The sequence below is a fragment of the Streptomyces sp. NBC_00539 genome, assembly GCF_036346105.1.
In the GTDB taxonomy this organism is placed as follows: Bacteria; Actinomycetota; Actinomycetes; order Streptomycetales; family Streptomycetaceae; genus Streptomyces.
The window spans coordinates 2571711-2591088 of sequence record NZ_CP107811.1; the positions used below are offsets into that span (position 1 = coordinate 2571711).

Genomic DNA, 19378 nt, shown 5'->3' on the forward strand with positions numbered 1-19378 from the left:
GGAATGGCGGGGCGGTCGCGTACGTTCGAGTACTCGGACCACCGAGCCCCACGAAGGAGAGCGCAGCATGCAGGACACGGGTTCCGTCACGATGTACAGCACGACCTGGTGCGGCTACTGCCGCCGGCTGAAGACCCAGCTGGACCGGGAAGGCATCGCGTACGACGAGATCAACATCGAGCTCGACCCGGCGTCCGCGGCCTTCGTGGAGCAGGCGAACGGTGGCAACCAGACCGTTCCGACCGTGCTCGTGAAGTCCGCCACGGGCAACGAGTCCGTCATGACGAACCCGAGCCTGGCCCAGGTCAAGCAGGCCCTCGCCGTCTGACCGGACCGCGCACCGCACGCAGGAAGGCCCCCGCCGCGGCGGGGGCCTTCCGCTGTGACGAACGTTACGGCCGGGCCGCGGGCCGCGGCAGCGGCTCGCCGTACCAGAGCTCGACCAGCCGGGCCGCGATGGAGATCCCCGACGGCGGGAGCACCTCACCCGACTCGATCGCCCCGCGCAGGTCCTCGCGGGAGAACCAGCGGGCCTCCTGGATCTCCTCGCCGTCCACCGTGATCTCCGAGGTGACGGCGCGCGCCGTGAACCCGAGCATCAGGCTGTACGGGAACGGCCAGGGCTGGCTGGCGACGTACTCGACCTCGCCCACCTTGACGCCCGCCTCCTCCCACACCTCGCGGATCACCGACTGCTCGATGGACTCGCCCGGCTCCACGAACCCGGCCAGCGTCGAGAAACGGCCCTCCGGCCAGTGCACCTGGCGGCCCAGCAGCGCGCGGTCCTGCTCGTCGGTGACCAGCATGATCACCGCCGGGTCGGTGCGCGGGTAGTGCTCGGCGCCGCAGCCCGGGCAGCGCCGGATGTGCCCGGCCGCCGCCACGACGGTGCGCTCGCCGCAGCGGGAGCAGAAACGGTGCATCCGCTGCCAGTTCTCCAGCGCCACCGCGTGCACCATCAGCCCGGCGTCGCGCGGCGACAGCAGCAGCCCCGCCTCCCGCAGCCCGGCCGCGCGCGCCGACTGGTCCATGCGGCCCGGCAGGGAGTCCTTCTGCAGCGCGAAGTACCGTACGCCGTCCTCGTCGGTGCCCAGGAAGTAACGGTGGGTCTGGGTGACGGGGGCCTCGAAGGCGGGGGTCATCACGATGCCCGTGCCGCCGTCGGGGGTGTCGTCGATCAGGACCTGGCCGCCGGAGACGACGAAGACGCGGGTCGTCGGGTGGCTCCAGGCGGCGGCGAGCCAGGCCTCGTCGAGGCGGTGGTGCGCGGCGCGGTCGATGCCGCTGGGCGCGGCGAGCGAGAGCGGGCGCTCGGTACGGGTGCTCACAGGTACTTCCAACTCCCCCGGTGGTGGACAGGCGGGCTAGGCAGGCGGCGCGGGTGTGGGCAGGCGGGTGGCTTCGTGTGGTCCGGTCCCTCAGGCGGGCTTCCCGTGGGCGGCGAGGTCCCCCCAGAGGTAGGCGGCCGTCTCCACGCCCTTGAAGAGCAGGTCCAGCTCGACCTTCTCGTTCGGCGAGTGCCAGCCGTCCGACGGGACGGAGATGCCGAGGAAGAGGACCGGGGCGTCCAGGACGTCCTGGAGGTCGGCGGCGGGGCCGGAGCCGCCCTCGCGCGTGAACAGGACCGGCTGACCGAAGGCGCGGCCCATGGCCCGTACGACGGACTGCAGGGCGGGGTGGTCCAGCGGGGTCAGGCACGGCCGCGTCGGGGCGCCGAAGACGATGGAGTGCCGGATCCCCTCGGGGACCCGGGCCGCGACCCAGTCCCGGACGGCGGCCTCGACCTCGTACGGGTCCTGCCCCGACACCAGGCGGAACGAAAGCTTCACGTGGGCGGAGGCGGGCACGATGGTCTTGCCGCCGGGCCCCTGGTAGCCGCCGCCGATGCCGTTGACCTCGGCGGTCGGGCGGGCCCAGACGCGCTCCAGCGTCGAGTAGCCCTTCTCGCCGGCGGCCACGTGCGACTTGGCGGTGCGCAGCCACTGCGCCTCGTCGAAGGGCAGCTCGGCGATCAGCCGGCGTTCGGCGTCGCTGAGCTCGGCGATGCCGTCGTAGAAGCCGGGGATGGTGACCCGGCCGTCCGCGTCGTGCAGCGCGGCGACGAGGCGGGCGGCGGCGGTGGCCGGGTTGGGCACGGCCCCGCCGAAGGCGCCGGAGTGGATGTCCTGGTCGGGTCCGTGGAAGTCGATCTCGCAGTCCGCGACGCCGCGCATGCCGGTGCAGACGGTGGGGGTGGTCTCCGACCACATGCCGGTGTCGGAGACGATCACGACATCGGCGGCGAGGCGGGCGGCCTCGCGCTCGACCAGGGCCCGGAAGTTGACGGAGCCGGACTCCTCCTCGCCCTCGATGAGGAGCTTGAGGTGCACGGCGGGGGCGTCGGCGCCGGTGGCGGCGAGGTGTGCGCGCACCCCGAGGGTGTGGAAGAACACCTGGCCCTTGTCGTCGGCCGCGCCGCGCCCGTACATCCGGCCGTCCTTGACGACCGGCTCGAACGGGTCGGTGTGCCAGCCGTCCTCGCGGGCGGCGGGCTGCACGTCGTGGTGCCCGTAGACGAGGACGGTGGGGGCGTCCGGGTCGGCGCTCGGCCACTGTGCGAAAACGGCGGGGGCGCCCGGGGTTTCCAGGACCTCGGCGACCGGGAAGCCGGTCTCCTTGAGCTTGGCGGCGAGCCATTCGGCACTGGCCCGTACATCGCCCGCGTGCTCGGGCTGGGCCGAGACGGACGGGATGCGCAGCCACTCCGCGAGGTCGGCCAGGAAGGCGGCGCGGTGGGTGTCGATGTACGTGCGGACGACGCTGTCCGCCGGGTTTTCGCTCATGCCTACGAGCCTAACCGTCCGCCTGGGGGGCGCCGTCCGTGCCCGATGTGCCTTGGAGGATCCGCTCAAGACGGGCCCTGTCGGGCAGGTCGCGGGGACGGATCACGCGCCCGCTGCGGACGTGGAGGAACGCGGCGGAGACCCGGTCGAGCGGGGTCCGGGTGGCCTCGGCCCAGGCCAGGCGGTAGACGGCGAGCTGGAGGGGGTCGGCCTCGGTGGTCCGGCCGGTCTTCCAGTCGACGATCTCGTACGAGCCGTCGGGGTTCTTGTAGACCGCGTCGATCCGGCCGCGGACGACGCGGCCGGCGAGGGTGAGCTGGACCGGGGCCTCCATCCGGTGCGGGGTGCGGTCGGCGAACTCGCTGCGCTCGAAGGCGGCCTTGAGGGAGGCGAGGTCGGCCTCGTCGGCGATGTCCTGGTCGGAGGCGGCGCCGGGGAGCTCGGTGGCGGGGTCGAGGACGTCGAGGAGGGGCAGCGGGAGCTCGTCGAAGCGGGACTCGACCCAGGCGTGGAAGCGGGTGCCCTGGCGCGCGGCGGGCTGGGGCGGCTTGGGCATGGGGCGGGCGAGCTCGCGGGCGAAGCCCTCCTCGTCGGCGGCGAGGCGCAGCAGCTGGCTGGCGGAGAGGGAGGCCGGCAGCTCGACGTCGCGCACCGCCGTACGGGCACGGCGGAGCTCGCCTTCGAGCGCGTCGAGATCCCGGTCCCAGGAGGCCACGGTCCGCGCCTCTTCGGCTCCCGGCGCTTGCGCGCCGCCCCCGCCGGGGCCCTGGGCCCGGGCGGGGGCCTCCGGCCACGGATCCTCGCCGGGCGCGCGGGGGCCGGCCCAGGGCCCGGGGCCGTCGGCGGGTACGGCGGAGCCGGGCCGTGGCGCTTCGCCGTGTGCGGCACGGGGCGAGGGCCCCGCCGGAGGGGCCTGCGGCCACAGGTCGTCCGCGGGCGCGGTGGCCCAGGCCTCGGCCTCCCAGAGGTCCTCGGCGGGGGCGGTCCGGGGGCCGGGCAGGGCGGTCCGGGGGCGCGGGAGCTCGGGGGCGGCGGCGCCCGGGTCGGGGTCCTGGCCCGGGCCCGGCTCCGGGTCCGGGTCCGGAACGGGGTCCCGGTCCGGGTCCAGGTCCGGGTCCAGGTCCAGGCCAGGCTCCAGGTCCAGGTCCGGGTCCGGCCACGGGGGGTCGTCGTAGGACGGCTCCTCGCAGTGCGGGGGCCAGAGGTGGGCGGTCGAGAGGTGGGACTCCACCAGGGCCGCCGCGCGGCGGCGACGCGCCAGCGAGGCCGGGTCCAACGGGAGCGGCCAGGCGTGGTCCGCGCTCGCGGCGGCCGTCAGGGCCGGGTTCTCCGCGTCGCGCTCCGGCTCGTCCGCCCAGGCCTCGATCTCCCCGTGGCCCGCCTCGCAGTGCGCGTACAGGGCCTCCAGGAAGGCCGACGGCCCCCGCGGCTTCTTCTGCGTCGGGCCCCACCAGTGCCCGGAGGCCAGCAGGAGCGAGCGCGGCCGCGTGAACGTCACGTACCCCAGGCGGAGTTCCTCCACCGCCTTGTGCTCTTTCAGCCCGGCCTTGAACGACTTGAGGCCCGCCGAGGTCCACGCCGGATCCGCCGGCAGGGTCGCGGCGTCGCCGCGCAGCGCGTACGGCAGGACCTTCGCGTACGAGGTCCAGGCCTCCGGCGGCTTCTCCTTCGGGAACGCCCCCGCGCACAGGCCCGGTACGACCACCACGTCCCACTCCAGCCCCTTGGACTTGTGGGCCGTCAGCACCTTGACCGTGTTCTCCCCGCCCGGCAGGGCGTGGTCCAGGCCCTTCTCGTACTGCGCGGCCGTGCGCAGGAAGGCGAGGAACGCCAGCAGCGACGCCTCTCCGTCCAGCGAGGCGAACCCGGCCGCGACGTCCAGGAACCCGGACAGCGTCTCGCGCCGCCGGGCGGCCAGCGCGTGCGGGGAGGCGGACAGCTCCACCTCCAGCCCGGTCACCGCCAGCACCCGGTGCAGTACGTCCATCAGCGGGTCGGCGAGCGAACGCCGCAGGTCGCGCAGCTCCTGCGCGAGGTACGCGAAGCGGACCCGGGCCTCCGCGGAGAACGGCAGGTCCTCGCCCGGGACGGCCCCGGCGGAGTCCAGGAACGTCTCCAGCGCGTCCGCGAGCGAGATGACCTCCACCGGGTCCACGCCCTCGACGGCCGCCGCGAGGCGCTCGTCGGGATCCACCGCACCGGGCGCGCGGCCGACCAGCTGCCGCGCCCGCCGCCCCAGCAGCGCCAGGTCGCGGGCGCCGATCCGCCAGCGCGGGCCGGTCAGCAGGCGCACCAGCGGGGCGTTGGCCCCCGGGTCCTGGAGCACCTCGCACACCGCGACCAGGTCCGCGACCTCGGGCAGGTGCAGCAGGCCGGACAGCCCGACCACCTCGACCGGCACCTCGCGGGCCACCAGTACCGCCTGGATCCGCGCGAAGTCCCCGGCCGAGCGGCACAGCACCGCGATCTCGCCCGGCGCCGTCCCGGTACGGACCAGGTGCGCGACGGAGTCGCCGAGCCACTCCAGTTCCTCCGCGTGCGTGGGCAGCAGGGCGCAGCGGACCGAGCCGGCCCGCTCCTCCCCCGGCGCGGGCCGCAGCGCCTCGACGCCCTCGTGCATGGCGCGCAGGGGCGCGGCGAGGCCGTTGGCCAGGTCGAGCAGCCGTCCGCCGCTGCGCCGGTTCTCGCTGAGGGAGTACCGGGTGGCGGGGCTGCCGTCCGCGTTCGGGAAGTGCTCGGGGAAGTCGTCGAGGTTGGCGACGGAGGCGCCGCGCCAGCCGTAGATCGCCTGGCAGGGGTCGCCGACGGCGGTCACGGCGTGCCCCGTGCCGGCGCCGAACAGTGCGGACAGCAGCAGCCGCTGCGCGACGGAGGTGTCCTGGTACTCGTCGAGCAGGACGACCCGGAACTCCTCGCGCAGCAGCGCCCCCACCTCGGGCCGGGTGGTGGCGAGCCGCGCGGAGAGGGCCATCTGGTCGCTGAAGTCGTACAGGTCCCGGGAGCGTTTGGCTTCGCGGTAGCGCTCGGTCAGCTCCAGCAGTTCGAGCCGGCCGCGCACCGCCTCGGGGACCTTGCGCAGGTCGTCGTTGGTGAGTCTGGTGCCGGCGAGTTCGTCCAGGAGCCGGGTGTCGTACGTACGCAGTTCCTCGGGGCCGACCAGGTGCTCGGACAGCTCGGCGTCGAGCGCGAGCAGGTCGCTGACCAGGTCGGGCAGGGATTTCGTCAGCGACGGGTACGGGCCGGGGGCCTCGCGCAGCACGCGGGCGGCGAGCTGGAAGCGGGTGGCGTCCGCGAGCAGCCGGGAGCTGGGTTCCAGGCCGATGCGCAGGCCGTGGTCCTTGAGGAGCTGTCCGGCGAAGGAGTGGTAGGTGGAGATGCGGGGCTCGCCGGCGGCCGCGCCGCCCTCGGCCGGGGCGGAGCCCGAGGACGGGTCCGGGGAAGGGTCCGGGTCGCTGATGCCGGCGCCGGCGAGGGCCTTGCGCACGCGCTCCGCGAGCTCGCCGGCGGCCTTGTTGGTGAAGGTCAGGCCGAGGACCTGTTCGGGGGCGACCGCGCCGGTGCCGACCAGCCACACCACGCGCGCGGCCATGACGGTGGTCTTGCCGGAGCCGGCTCCGGCGACGATGACCTGGGGGGCGGCCGGGGCGGTCGCACAGGCCAGCTGTTCCGGCGTGAAGGGGATCCCGAGGAGCTCCTTGAGCTGCTCGGGATCGGTGAGGGCCGGTGGGCCGGACGGACGCGCGGACACCCCGAAAGGCTAGCCGCCCGCACTGACAGCCCCCGCCGCCCGGACCGTCATTCCACGGTGTGACGGCCCTCCGGGCGGGCGCTGCACGCGCTGCGGAAGGAGCAGTGGTCGCAGTGCTGGCCGGTAGTGGGCGTGAAGCGCTCGTCCAGCACCCGGCCGGCGGCGGTGGCGAGCAGGTCGGTGGCCCACTCGCCGTCCGGCGGCGGCTGCGCCTGGACCTTCGGCACCTCGTCGCCGCCGTCGCGCTTGGCGGCGCCCTGGCGCAGCTGCACGAGCTCGGCGCCGCCGGGTTCGGGGCGTCGGCCGTCGAAGACCTCGTCGACGGCACCCCCTCGGACCGCGAGCTGGTAGACGGCGAGCTGGGGGTGCCGCGCGACCTCGTCCTTGGTGGGCGCGGCCTTGCCGGTCTTGAAGTCGACGACGTACGCACGCCCCTGGGGGTCGGATTCGACCCGGTCCATGGAACCCCGGATGCGAACGGCGAAGTCGCCCGCTTCGAGCGTGACGTCGAAGTCGTGCTCGGTGGCCACGGCCGCCCTGCCGCCCCGGTCGGTGGCGTGCCAGCGCAGGAAGCGTTCGAGGGCGGCGCGGGCGTTGTCCTTCTCCTGGCGGGACTTCCAGGGGGCGTCGAAGGCGAGGGCGTCCCAGACGGAGTCGAGGCGTTCCATCAGGACGGCGAGGTCGGCGGGGGTCCGGCCGGAGGCGACTTCGTCGGCGAGGACGTGGACGACGTTGCCGAAGCCCTGGGCGGCGGTGGAGGGGGCGTCGGCCTTGACCTCGCGGCCGAGGAACCACTGGAGGGAGCAGGTGTTGGCGAGCTGGTCCAGGGCGCTGCCGGACAGGGCGACGGGCCGGTCGCGGTCGCGCAGCGGGACGCTGCTGCGGGTGGGTTCGTACAGGCCCCACCAGCGCTGCGGGTGCGCGGCGGGGACCAGGGGGCGGCCCTCGTCGTCGGTGAGGGCGGCGAGGCGGGCGAGGCGCCGGGCGGCGGCGTCGCGCATCGCCTCGGAGGCCTCGGGGTCGACGGTGGTGGCGCGGAGTTCCGCGACGAGCGCGGGGACGGAGAGGGGGCGGCGGGGGCGGCCGGTGACGTCCTTGACCGGTACGCCGAGTTCGGTGAGGAAACGGGAGGGCTGGTCGCCGTCCTCGGCGGGGGCCTTGACGGCGGTGACGACGAGGCGGTGGCGGGCGCGGGTGGTGGCGACGTAGAAGAGCCGGCGCTCCTCGGCGAGGAGCGCGCCGGGGGTGAGCGGGTCGGCGAGGCCGTCGCGGCCGATGCGGTCGGCCTCCAGGAGGGAGCCGCGGCGGCGGAGGTCGGGCCAGAGCCCTTCCTGGACGCCGGCGACGACCACGAGGCCCCATTCGAGGCCCTTGGAGCGGTGGGCGGTCATCAGCCGGACGGCGTCGCGGCGGTGGGCCTTGCGGGTGAGGGTGTCGGCGGCGATGTCCTCGGCTTCGAGCTGTTCGAGGAAGTTGAGGGCGCCGCGGCCGCCGGTGCGTTCCTCCGCGCGGGCGGCGGTGTCGAAGAGGGCGCAGACGGCGTCGAGGTCGCGGTCGGCGTTGCGGCCTGCGGCGCCGCCGCGGCGGGCGCTGCGTTCGAGGCGCTGGGGCCAGGGGGTGCCGTCCCAGAGGAGCCAGAGGGCCTCTTCGGCGGTGCCGCCGCCTTCGAGGAGTTCGCGGGCCTTGCGCAGGAGCAGGCCGAGGCGTTGCGCTCCGCGGGCGTAGGCGGGGTCGTGGGCGACGAGCCGCTCGGGCTCGGCGAGGGCGCGCGCGAGCAGCACGTCGGAGGGCGCGGGCACGGCGACCCCGGCGGCCCGCTCCTCGTCCCGCAGCGCCCGCCCGAGCCGGCGCAGGTCGGCCGCGTCCATCCCCCCGAGCGGCGACCCCAGCAACGCCACGGCCGCCTCGACACCGACCCACCCCGCGCCGGCCGCCTCCGGATCGGCGGCGTCGCCGGACGGGGCGGGGCCCTCGCCCGGCCCGGCGGTGGGACCGGCCGGCTCGGCCAAGGCGCTGCGGCCGGCCGCGTCGGCGTCGTCGGCACCGCAGGCCACGGTCGAGCCCGCCCCCGGGCCGGCCGGAGCCGCGACCGGCTGCGCCGGGACGGCGGCAAGGGGGTGGCCGCCGGAGTCCGCCGGGGCCGGGACGCCGGCCGCCGGCCCACCGGAATCGGCGGCCGGGGTACCGACGGAGCCGGCGGCCGGGGTGCTGACGGGCTCCTCGCCCTGGCCGGGCAGCGCCGCGGGGGCGGCCGAGGCGGCGGCCGTCGCGGTGAGGCGGAGGGCGGTCAGGAGGGGGGCGACGGCCGGCTCGTGGCGGAGGGGGGTGTCCGAGCCGTCCGTCTCCGCCGGGACCCCCGCCGAGATCAGCGCGCGGCGCATCGCCGGGAGCGTGCGGCCGCCCGCGCGGACCAGGACGGCCATGTCCCGCCACGGCACGCCGTCCTCCAGGTGGGCCCGCCGCAGGATGTCGGCGATGTTGTCGAGCTCGGCGCCGGCCGTCGGGTACGTGTACACCTCCACCCGGCCCCCCTCCCGTACGGGCTGCAGCGCCCGGTGCGCCCGGACGGCGGCCGACGGCAGGCGCGGCACCGGCATGCGGGTGGTGAGCAGGCGGGTGGCGGCCAGCAGGGCGGAGCCCGAGCGGCGGCCGACCGTCAGGGCCCGTACCTCCGCCCCCGGGAAGGAGCCCTCGAAGTCGAGGATGTTGTTGATGTCGGCGCCCCGGAACGCGTAGATCGACTGGTCCGGGTCGCCGAAGGCGACCAGCGTGCCGCCCGGCCCGTTCAGCGCGCGCAGCAGCCGCAGCTGCGAGGCGTCCGTGTCCTGGTACTCGTCGACGTAGATCACGTCGTACGCGCAGGCCAGTGCCGGCGTGCGCTCCGCGAGGAGCACGGCGCGGTGCAGGAGCTCCGCGTAGTCCAGGGCGCCTTGGAGGTCCAGGACGTCGAGGTACTCGGAGAGGAACGCGGCGGCCGCCTTCCAGTCGGGGCGGCCGATGCGGTCGGCGAAGTCCGACAGGGCGTCCGGTCCCAGGCCCAGCTCCCGCGCGCGGGCCAGGACGGCCCGGACCTCGTCCGCGAACCCCCGGGTGGTCAGCGCGGCCCGCAGGTCGTCCGGCCAGCGGATGGAGCGGATCCGGCGCTGGCCCTCCAGCAGGGTGCGGACCATCACGTCCTGCTCCGGCCCGGACAGCAGCCGCAGGGGGTCGGCGAACAGGTCGGTGTCCTGGTGGGCGCGGACCAGGCCGTAGCAGAAGGAGTGGAAGGTGGTGGCCTGCGGGGCGCGGGCGCCGCCGAGCCGCAGGGCGGCCCGGTCGCGCAGCTCGACGGCCGCCTTGCGGCTGAAGGTCAGGATCAGGATGCGGGCCGGGTCGGTCCCCGCCTCGACCCGGGCGGCCGCCGCCTCGATCAGCGTGGTGGTCTTGCCGGTGCCCGGCCCGGCCAGCACCAGCAGAGGTCCCCGGGTGTGCTCAACCACCGCGCGTTGCGCTGCGTCCAGGACAGGGGGAGCCACCCGTTCCGGCCCGGTGCGCACCAGGCGGTACGCGTCGGAGGCACGCGTGCGCCGCTCAGAGCGGTCGGAGGGGGAGGTGATCACGTGGGGTGCCGGTCCTGGTGGGTCTGCGGGCGGTACGGGTGGTTCGGCTGGCGCGGATGCGCCGGGCGGTGCGTCCGGGGCGTCGCTCGCGGCGGCGCCGGGCGGGACGGCCGAAGAGGCAACGCTACGCCACCGGCACCGCCCGCCGCAGTCGTCCCGCGGGCACCGGCGCGGTACGCAGGGCGCGCCGCCGACCCCTCGTGCCGTCCTCCGTACGAGCCTTCGACCTCCCGCCCGGGCCACGAATGGCCGAAGCTGTCAGATGTGAGCCTCGTCGCCTCCGTCACGTCCGTCCCGGCCGTCCCAGCGCGCCCGCCGCATCACCAGCCGCGGCTCGCCGCCGGCGCCCTCGCGCAGCGGTGTGCCCTCGGCCCGGTAGTGCTCCAGGGCCCGGTGCTCGCTGCCCGGCAGCGGCCGGCCGTCCGCGCGCACCACGCGCCACCAGGGCACGGCGCCGCCGTACAGGGCCATGACGCGGCCGACTTGGCGTGGTCCGCCCACGCCGAGCCACTCCGCGACGTCCCCGTACGTCATCACCCGGCCGGGCGGAATCCGCTCGGCCACCTCCAGCACCCGCTCCGCGTACTCGGGCAGTTCTGCGCTCATCCGGACCATGGTGCCGCACTCCACCGACAGGGCCGTGGAAGGTTTCCTTCCGCACCGGCGCGCACCCTGCTGCCCCGCACGCACGCCGGTCCGTGCCACCATCTTCCGGGCGGTGACTGGTGATACGTGATCAAGAAGAGACGGAAGTGACGGCGAAGGAGCAGGGTGTGAGCCCTCCGGACGGCGCGACGTCGAACGACGGCGCACGCCCAGACACGCCCCGCGACGACCGCCGGGAGCCGGGCCCGGAGCCCGTCGGCAAAGGTGGCGACGGCGGCCCCGACGGCGGTCACGGCCGGCCCGACGACATCCCCGCTGCCCGGGACGACGGTGACGACGACGGCCTCGACAGCCCCGAGCGCCCGCACGGCCACACCCCGACGGACGCCGACCGGGTGGAGGTCGACGAGCCGCTCCTCGCCGCCCGCGTCCACCGGCCCTCCGACCTCGTCCGCCTGCTGGTCGGCATCCTCGGCATCGCCATCGTCCTCGGCATCTCCGCCTTCGCCCACGGCACCACCGCCGGCCTCGAACAGGACATCTCCAACGGCACCGGCCAGGCGCCCGACGTACTGATCAAGGTCGCCGGTCTGGTGTCGAGCATCGCCGTTCTGCTCGTGCCCGTCGCCTTCGCCATCGAACGGCTGATCAAGCGCGACGGCCTGCGCATCGCCGACGGCGTACTGGCCGCGGTCCTCGCGCACGGCGTCACCCTCGCCACCGACCTCTGGGTCTCCCAGGCCGCGCCGGGGACGATCCAGGACGCCCTCACCCGCGCCACCGGCGTCGGCGGCACCCTCACCGACCCGGTGCACGGCTACCTCGCCCCCGTCATCGCGTACATGACCGCCGTCGGGATGACCCGGCGACCGCGCTGGCGGGTCGCGCTGTGGGTGGTCCTGCTGCTCGACGCCTTCGCGATGCTGGTCAGCGGCTACACGACGCCCTTCTCGATCATCCTGACGGTGCTGATCGGCTGGAGCGTGGCGTACGGGACGCTGTACGCGGTCGGCTCCCCGAACGTCCGCCCCACCGGGCAGAACCTGCTGGCTGGGCTCCGCCGGGTCGGCTTCCAGCCGGTCAGCGCGATGCGCGCCGAGGCGCCGGACGGCGCCGAGGCCTCCGAGGTCAGCGACCGGGGCCGCCGGTACCACGTGACGCTGGAGGACGGGCCGCCGCTGGACGTCACCGTCGTCGACCGGGAGCAGCAGGCGCAGGGCTTCTTCTACCGGGTCTGGCGCCGGCTCACCCTGCGCGGCATCACGACCCGGCGCAGCCTGCAGTCGCTGCGCCAGGCCCTGGAGCAGGAGGCCCTCCTCGCGTACGCCGCCATCGCGGCCGGCGCCAACGCGCCGAAGCTGATCGCGACCTCCGAACTCGGGCCGGACGCCGTGATGCTCGTGTACGAGCACCTGGGCGGCCGGACGCTGGACTCCCTCCACGACGAGGAGATCACCGACGAGCTGACGCGCAACGCGTGGGAGCAGGTGCGGGCGCTGCAGTCGCGGCGGATCGCGCACCGGCGGCTCACCGGGGACGCGCTGGTGGTGGATCGTTCCGGCAATGTCATCCTCACCGACCTGCGGGGCGGCGAGATCGCGGCCGGCGACCTGGTCCTGCGGATGGACATCGCACAGCTGCTGACCACGCTCGGCCTGCGGGTGGGCGCGGAGCGGTCGGTCGCCTCGGCGGTGTCGGTGCTCGGCCCGGACGCGGTGGCGGACTGCCTGCCGCTGCTCCAGCCGATCGCGCTGAGCCGCTCCACCCGGGCGACGCTGCGCAGGCTGGCGCGGGAGCGGGCCGACCGGGAGCGGGAGGCGGTACTGGAGTCCTCGCGGGCGGCGAAGGCGGCGCGCGAGGCGGACTCCGCCGCGAGCCCGGCAGCCGACCGGAAGGCGGAGAAGCGGGCGCTGGACGACGCGCTCGACGGGGCCCGCGAGGAGGACCTGCTGAGCCAGATCCGCCGGCAGGTGCTGCTGATCCGCCCGCAGGCGCCGGTGGAGCCGGCCCGGCTGGAGCGGATCCGGCCGCGCACGCTGGTCTCGTTCATCGCGGGGGCGTTCGGGGCGTACTTCCTGCTCACGCAGCTGGCCCACGTGGACTTCGGGACCATCATCGGGCAGGCCCGGTGGGGCTGGGTGGGCGCGGCACTGGCGTTCTCGGCGCTCAGCTACTTCGCGGCGGCGATGAGCCTGCTGGGGTTCGTACCGGAGCGGGTGTCGTTCCCGCGCACGGTGGTGGCGCAGGTGGCCGGGTCGTTCGTGAAGCTGGTGGCCCCGGCGGCGGTGGGCGGTGTCGCGCTGAACACCCGGTTCCTCCAGCGGGCCGGGGTCCGGCCGGGCCTGGCGGTGGCGAGCGTGGGCGCCTCACAGCTGTTCGGGCTGGCCAGCCACATCCTGCTGCTGCTGTCCTTCGGCTACCTGACGGGGACGGAGAAGACCCCGGAGATGACCCCGTCCAGGACGGTCATCGCGGGTCTGCTGACGGTGGCGGTACTGGTGCTGGTGGTGACGGCGGTGCCGCTCCTGCGGAAGTTCGTCGTGACACGGGTACGGGCGCTGTTCGCGGGCGTGGTGCCGCGGATGCTGGACGTGCTCCAGCGGCCGCAGAAGCTGATGACGGGCATCGGCGGGATGCTGCTGCTGACGGCGTGCTTCGTGATGTGCCTGGACGCGTCGATCCGCGCGTTCGGCGGCGGGCAGGCCATCAGCTACGCGAGCATCGCGGTGGTCTTCCTCGCGGGCAACGCGCTGGGTTCGGCGGCGCCGACGCCGGGCGGTATCGGCGCGGTGGAGACGACCCTGACGCTGGGCCTGATCGCGGCGGGACTGGAGAAGGAGGTCGCCATCTCGGCGGTGCTGCTGTTCCGCCTGATGACCTTCTGGCTCCCGGTCCTCCCGGGCTGGCTGTCGTTCAACTTCCTGACCCGCAAGGAAGCCATCTAGCTCCGCACTTTCTACGCATCCCCCCCCCGCGCCGGGGCCACCGGCCCCGGCGCGGGGCCGGGACCGGCCGGGGAGGCGGTGCCGGGCCGGAGCCGGGGTCAGCCGGTTTCCGGGTGGCCCGTGAGGAGCCGGGCCAGGCGGGACAGGGCCGGGGACATGGTGGGTGGGAGGGGCAGAGAGGCCGGCAGTGGGGCGGTGGGGGCGGGCGGGGAGTCGATGAAGTCCGGCTCCGGGAAGTCCGCCGCGCGTTCCGCCGCCTCCAGGGCCAGCAGGTGGACCGAGAAGTCGTGGGCCAGCTCGACGACGCGGGGGTCGTCCGGCGGGAACTGCGGGTCGGAGAGCACCTCGATCTCCAGCTCCAGCCGCCGCTGCTCCGCCTGCAGCCGCGGGTGCAGGGCGGTCGTGCGGTGCGCCCTCGCCGGCGAGGGGGGCGAGGACGGCACCAGTCGCAGGTCGCTCCCGCACGCCCGCAGGCGGCGTACCGTCGACAGGAGCATCCGGGCACGCTCCCGGTGCCGCTCCAGCGACGCCTCCAGCTCCGTCAGCAGGTCGCCCCGCCCGGCCGCCGCGGCCTCCATGGCCGCCCGCACCTCGGCCGGCGGCGTCCCCAGTTCGGTCATCCCCCGCACCCACAGGATCCGGACGACGTCCTCGTACCCGTACCTGCGCCGCTCGCCCGGGCCCCGCTCGGGCTCCGGCAGCAGCCCGCTCCGGTGCAGGTGCCGGATGGCGTTCGGCGTCGTACCGGCCAGGGCGGCGGCTTCGCCGATCCCGACCCACTGGGCGTGTTCCATGGATACAGGTGACCACGTACGGGCCCGCTCCGCACACCCCCGAACGGCCCATCACCCGCGCGCCGCGGCCCGTCCGACCACAGGATGGGGTACATGCCGACACACGCACTGCGGGTCACCGCCGCCGCAGCCGTCACCGCCGCGCTGCTCACCGCCAGCGCCTGTTCCTCCGGCGACGGCAAGGAGAAGGACAAGTCGACCTCAGGCAGCAACGCCCCCAAGGCCCTGGAATGGGGGGCGTGCGACGCCCCCACCGCCGCCGAGGGCGGCGGGCAGGCCCCCGGCAAGGACTGGCAGTGCGCCACCCTCGACGTACCCCTCGATTACGCGAAACCCGAGGGAGAAACGATTCAGCTGGCCCTGATCCGTGCCAAGGCGCGCGACAAGGACAAGCGCATCGGCTCCCTCCTCTTCAACTTCGGCGGCCCCGGCGGCTCCGGCATCACCACCCTCCCGGGCGCAGCCAAGGAGTACGAGGCACTGCGCTCCCGCTACGACCTGGTCAGCTTCGACCCGCGCGGCGTGGGCCGCAGCGCCCCCGTGCGCTGCGAGAACGACCGGCAGCTGGACGCGTACTACGCCTCGGACTCCACGCCCGCGACACCGCAGCAGGAGAAGACGTTCGTCGACAACATCCAGCGGTACCGGCAGGCCTGCGAGCAGAACTCCGGCAAGATCCTCCCCTACGTCGGCACCGAGAACGCCGCCCGCGACATGGACCGGATCCGCCAGGCGCTCGGCGACGAGAAGCTGAACTACTTCGGCATCTCCTACGGGACCGAACTCGGCGGGGTCTACGCCCACCTCTTCCCGAAGAACGTCGGCCGGGCCGTCTTCGACGCCGTCGTGGACCCGAGCCAGACCTCGGAGCAGGGGGCGCTCGGCCAGGCCAAGGGCTTCCAGTTGGCGCTCGGCAACTTCGCGCAGGACTGCGTGAACCGCGGTGACGCCTGCCGCCTCCAGGGCAGCACCGCGAAGGAGGTCGAGCAGAACGTCACCCGGCTCCAGAAGAAGCTGGCGGCCAAGCCGATCCCCGGTCTCCCCGGCCGGCAGCTCACCGATTCCGCCGCCACCAACGGCATCGCCCAGGCGCTCTACTCCAAGGAGCTCTGGCCCCTGCTGGAACAGGGGCTGGACGAGGCCGAGGGCGGGCAGGGGCAGTTGCTGATGGCGCTGTCGGACGCCCTCAACGGCCGTGACCAGCAGGGCCGCTACAGCAACATCGGCGCGGCGAACACGGCGATCAACTGCGCCGACTCCAAGCAGCGCTTCACGCTGGAGCAGACCAAGTCGAAGCTCCCGCAGTTCCGTTCGGCCTCGCCCGTCTTCGGAGACTTCCTCGGCTGGGCGCTGATGAGCTGCACGGACTGGCCGGTCGCGGGCGCCTGGGACACCCCGGACGTCTCCGCCCGCGGATCCGCCCCGATCCTGGTGATCGGCAACACCGGCGACCCGGCTACCCCGTACGAGGGCGCGCGCAAGATGGTGGAGCGGCTCGGCCCCGGCGTCGGCGTGGAGCTGACGTACAAGGGCCAGGGGCACGGCGCGTACAACAGCGGCGACCCGTGCGTGCAGCAGGCGACGAACGCCTACCTGCTGGACGGGAAGGTGCCGGGCGCGGGCAAGGTCTGCACCCCCGGTGAGAACCCGTCGGGCCGGCCGTCGCTGCCGGAGCAGCCGGACGACGCCTGAGCCGCCAACCGCCGCCCCGGCCCCGGCCCCAGCCGCAGCCGCAGTCGCAGCCGTGGCCGTGCAACCGCAGCCGTGTGGCCGTACACGCCGAGGGGCCGTACCACGCGCGTGCGCGGTACGGCCCCTCGGCTGCGTGGACGGTCAGTAGACCGGCTTCTCCGGCTCGATCTGGTGGACCCAGCCGATGACCCCGCCGCCGACGTGCACCGCGTCGGAGAAGCCCGCGGACTTCAAGACCGCGAGGACTTCCGCACTGCGGACACCCGTCTTGCAATGCAAGACGATGCGCTTGTCCTGCGGGAGGTCCTGGAGGGCCGTGCCCATCAGGAACTCGCCCTTGGGGATCAGCCTCGCGCCCGGGATCGAGACGATCTCGTACTCGTTCTTCTCGCGGACGTCGATGATCTCGATCGGCTCGTCGTTGTCGATCCACTCCTTGAGCTGCTTGGGAGTGATCGTCGAACCGGCCGCCGCCTCCTGGGCCTCTTCCGACACCACGCCGCAGAAGGCCTCGTAGTCGATGAGCTCGGTGACGGTCGCGTTCGGGCCGCAGACGGCGCAGTCGGGGTCCTTGCGGACCTTGACCTGGCGGTACTGCATCTCCAGGGCGTCGTAGATCATCAGGCGGCCGACCAGCGGCTCGCCGACACCCGTGAGGACCTTGATCGCCTCGGTGACCTGGATGGAACCGATGGACGCGCAGAGCACGCCCAGCACGCCGCCCTCGGCGCAGCTCGGGACCATGCCCGGCGGCGGCGGCTCCGGGTACAGGCAGCGGTAGCAGGGCCCGTGCTCGGACCAGAAGACGGAGGCCTGGCCGTCGAAGCGGTAGATGGAGCCCCACACGTACGGCTTGTTCAGCAGCACGCAGGCGTCGTTGACGAGGTAGCGGGTGGCGAAGTTGTCCGTGCCGTCGACGATGAGGTCGTACTGGCTGAAGATCTCCATCACGTTCTCGGCTTCGAGCCGCTCTTCGTGAAGGACCACGTTCACGTACGGGTTGATGCCCAGCACGCTGTCGCGGGCCGACTCGGCCTTCGAACGGCCGATGTCCGCCTGGCTGTGGATGATCTGACGCTGGAGGTTCGACTCGTCGACCTCGTCGAACTCCACGATGCCCAGCGTGCCGACGCCGGCCGCGGCCAGGTACATGAGGGCGGGCGAGCCGAGGCCGCCGGCGCCCACGGCGAGCACCTTGGCGTTCTTGAGGCGCTTCTGGCCGTCCATCCCGACATCGGGGATGATCAGGTGACGCGAGTACCGGCGGACCTCGTCAACGGTGAGCTCAGCTGCTGGCTCGACCAGGGGTGGCAGCGACACGGGGACTCCAGGGTCATCCCCGCGGACGCGGGGAGCATTTGTGGGTTGTTCTCTCCCGTAACACTGCCACGCCCTTCTTCATTCCGAGACACCCGGTCCGATACGCGAGACGATTTCGTCCCAGTACCCGGGCATCGACGCCCAGGGGTCGCGGTCGGCGGTGCCGCGCCGGTCGGTGAACCAGATCGTCCCGGCGCCCTGCCAGCGGGCGATCCGCAGCGCCTCGTCCAGGTGCGTGCGCGGCACCCCGTGCACCAGGTGGCAGAAGAGCTCCGGCGGGTACTCGGCCGTCCACTCCGCCACCAGTGACCAGCGGTAGTCGGCCCAGGCGCCGCAGAAGGTGACCAGCTGGTCGGCGGTCTCGACGTAGCCCTCATAGGGGTGGGTGCCGTGGCCGAGCACGATGCGGAGCCCGTCGCCGAGGCCGCGCAGGGCGTCCACCACGCGGCGCACCGCGGGCAGGTCCTCCCGGTCGGCGGGGGTGTCGGCCAGGTAGAAGCCGCCGACCCCGTACCAGTCGCGGAAGCGGTGGGCGTCGCCGATCAGCTCCCCGAAGGACCGTGCCCCGTCCCGCATGGCGAGATGGCCGAGGAGACGGCCGCCCGCGCCGCCCGGGTCCCCCGCGTCGCGCAGCCGCCCGGCCGCCTCCGCGCAGTGTGCGTCGGGCCGTCCCCCGGGGCCGTCCGTGACGTTGAGCACCGCCCAGTGCAGCGGCGTCCCGGGACGGGTCAGCTCGGCCCACTCCACCGGGGCGAGCAGCGGGTGCGCGTACCCGGGGGTGCCCAGGCCCAGGCGGCCCGCCCCGGTCGCGGCGGCCTGGGGCGGCGTCGTCAGATGCGGCACGCCGCCTCCATCCAGATGTCGGCCAGGGACTCCTCCAGGTTGATCCGGGGCCGCCAGCCGAGCCGGTCGCGGGCGGTGCGGACGTCGGCCTGCTGCCAGCTGCCGCATCCGTCGGGGTACGGGGGCTGGGGGGCGGCGGCGAGTTGCTCGGCCGTGGCCTCGGCGCGGGGGGAGCCGATCGCGGGCAGGCCCTGCGGCCGTCCCGGGTGCCCGTGCGCCTGGGGGTGCTGCGCGCCGCCGTGCGGTACGTCGAGTTCGTGCAGGGAGCCGCCGTATCCCGCGACCCGGGCCAGTACGGCCGCCGCGTCGCGCAGCCGGACCGCGCGGCCGGTGCCGATGTTGACGACGCCCTGGGCGGCGGAGAGGGAGGCCGCGTGCACCGCCCGGGCGACGTCGCGTACGTCGACGAAGTCGCGCTGCACCCCGAGCCCGCTGAGCTTGAGTTCGCCGTCGCCGGACTGCATGGCCCGCCTCATGGCTTCGGCGAGCCGGCCGAGGGGGGATCCGGCGGGGGTGCCGGGGCCGACGGGCGAGAAGATCCGCAGTACGACGGCGTCCAGCCCGGAGCCGAGCACCAGCTCGGTCGCGGCCAGCTTGCTGACGCCGTACGGTCCGCCCGGTCTCGGGACGGCGTCCTCGGCCGTGGAGGACCCGGGCTGGCTGGGCCCGTACTCGGCGGCGCAGCCGAGCTGGACGAGCCGGGCCCCGCAGCCGCTGCGGCGCAGCGACTCGCAGATGGTGGCGACGGCGACGGTGTTGTGGCGGGTCAGCTCCCGGGCGCCGCCGCGGGTGGCGCCCGCGCAGTTGATGACGACGCCCGGGTGGACGGCGTCGAGGAACCGGGTGAGGGCCCCCGGGCTGCCGGTGGCGAGGTCGAAGCGGACGTCGGCGTCGTCGCCCCGGCCGAGCGCGGTGAGCTGTACGGCGGGGTCGGCGAGCAGCCGGTCGGCGACGTAGCGGCCGAGGTATCCGTTGGCTCCGATCAGCAGCACCCTCATCGCGCGGCCCC

The 19378-nt window shown here is 74.6% G+C and carries 12 protein-coding genes; 3 read left to right on the plus strand and 9 right to left on the minus strand.

All coding sequences use genetic code 11. The features are described 5' to 3' along the window. The first annotated feature begins 67 nt into the window (after positions 1–67). The gene (locus OG861_RS11150) at positions 68–328 is read left to right on the plus strand and encodes a mycoredoxin (protein ID WP_329198083.1); all 261 of its coding nucleotides are present in this window, start codon (positions 68–70) and stop codon (positions 326–328) included. 64 nt (positions 329–392) lie between these two features. Here the strand turns inward: OG861_RS11150 and nudC are convergent, their stop codons facing one another. The 5 genes from nudC to OG861_RS11175 all read right to left on the minus strand — a co-directional run bounded on the left by nudC (position 393) and on the right by OG861_RS11175 (position 10775). Continuing rightward, positions 393–1340 carry an NAD(+) diphosphatase gene (nudC, locus tag OG861_RS11155; RefSeq protein WP_329198081.1) on the minus strand — a complete coding sequence of 316 codons (948 nt, stop codon included), beginning with the start codon at positions 1338–1340 and terminating at the stop codon, positions 393–395. Positions 1341–1418: 78 nt separating this feature from the next. Further along, complete coding sequence (locus tag OG861_RS11160; protein ID WP_329198080.1) at positions 1419–2822, minus strand: dipeptidase; 1404 nt, start codon at positions 2820–2822, stop codon at positions 1419–1421. 10 nt (positions 2823–2832) lie between these two features. After that, entirely contained in the window at positions 2833–6570 is a 3738-nt protein-coding gene (locus OG861_RS11165; protein WP_329198078.1) for a UvrD-helicase domain-containing protein, read from the minus strand. 47 nt (positions 6571–6617) lie between these two features. Continuing rightward, the gene (locus OG861_RS11170; RefSeq protein ID WP_329202432.1) at positions 6618–10166 is read right to left on the minus strand and encodes a UvrD-helicase domain-containing protein; all 3549 of its coding nucleotides are present in this window, start codon (positions 10164–10166) and stop codon (positions 6618–6620) included. A gap of 261 nt (positions 10167–10427) precedes the next feature. Next, positions 10428–10775 (minus strand): MGMT family protein, encoded by a 348-nt coding sequence (locus OG861_RS11175; RefSeq protein WP_329198076.1) that lies wholly within the window; start codon positions 10773–10775, stop codon positions 10428–10430. 119 nt (positions 10776–10894) lie between these two features. Here OG861_RS11175 and OG861_RS11180 point away from each other — a divergent pair, with 119 nt between their 5' ends. Next, the gene (locus tag OG861_RS11180) at positions 10895–13720 is read left to right on the plus strand and encodes a lysylphosphatidylglycerol synthase transmembrane domain-containing protein (RefSeq protein WP_329198074.1); all 2826 of its coding nucleotides are present in this window, start codon (positions 10895–10897) and stop codon (positions 13718–13720) included. Positions 13721–13818: 98 nt separating this feature from the next. Here OG861_RS11180 and OG861_RS11185 read toward each other — a convergent pair whose 3' ends face one another. Beyond that, positions 13819–14514, minus strand: coding sequence for a helix-turn-helix domain-containing protein (locus OG861_RS11185; RefSeq protein ID WP_329198072.1), 696 nt, complete (start codon positions 14512–14514; stop codon positions 13819–13821). Positions 14515–14607: 93 nt separating this feature from the next. On the opposite strand from OG861_RS11185, the gene OG861_RS11190 reads away from it, so the two are divergent. After that, a complete protein-coding gene (locus tag OG861_RS11190; RefSeq protein WP_329198070.1) occupies positions 14608–16206 on the plus strand; it encodes an alpha/beta hydrolase in 1599 nt (532 codons plus the stop codon). Between the two features lie 141 nt (positions 16207–16347). Here the strand turns inward: OG861_RS11190 and moeZ are convergent, their stop codons facing one another. The 3 genes from moeZ to OG861_RS11205 all read right to left on the minus strand — a co-directional run bounded on the left by moeZ (position 16348) and on the right by OG861_RS11205 (position 19367). Continuing rightward, positions 16348–17526 carry an adenylyltransferase/sulfurtransferase MoeZ gene (moeZ, locus tag OG861_RS11195; RefSeq protein WP_329198069.1) on the minus strand — a complete coding sequence of 393 codons (1179 nt, stop codon included), beginning with the start codon at positions 17524–17526 and terminating at the stop codon, positions 16348–16350. A gap of 78 nt (positions 17527–17604) precedes the next feature. Beyond that, positions 17605–18369 carry a spherulation-specific family 4 protein gene (locus OG861_RS11200; RefSeq protein ID WP_329198067.1) on the minus strand — a complete coding sequence of 255 codons (765 nt, stop codon included), beginning with the start codon at positions 18367–18369 and terminating at the stop codon, positions 17605–17607. Then, entirely contained in the window at positions 18357–19367 is a 1011-nt protein-coding gene (locus OG861_RS11205; protein WP_329198065.1) for an NAD-dependent epimerase/dehydratase, read from the minus strand. Before OG861_RS11205 ends, OG861_RS11200 begins: the two co-directional genes overlap by 13 nt. Positions 19368–19378: the final 11 nt, after the last annotated feature.

Excerpts from the sequence above, each read along its gene's own strand:
- OG861_RS11160 (WP_329198080.1), bottom strand. The coding sequence starts at position 2,822 with ATGAGCGAAAACCCGGCGGACAGCGTCGTCCGCACGTACATCGACACC.
- OG861_RS11150 (WP_329198083.1), top strand. The coding sequence starts at position 68 with ATGCAGGACACGGGTTCCGTCACGATGTACAGCACGACCTGGTGCGGC.
- OG861_RS11175 (WP_329198076.1), bottom strand. The coding sequence starts at position 10,775 with ATGAGCGCAGAACTGCCCGAGTACGCGGAGCGGGTGCTGGAGGTGGCC.
- OG861_RS11185 (WP_329198072.1), bottom strand. The coding sequence starts at position 14,514 with ATGGAACACGCCCAGTGGGTCGGGATCGGCGAAGCCGCCGCCCTGGCC.
- OG861_RS11205 (WP_329198065.1), bottom strand. The coding sequence starts at position 19,367 with ATGAGGGTGCTGCTGATCGGAGCCAACGGATACCTCGGCCGCTACGTC.
- OG861_RS11190 (WP_329198070.1), top strand. The coding sequence starts at position 14,608 with ATGCCGACACACGCACTGCGGGTCACCGCCGCCGCAGCCGTCACCGCC.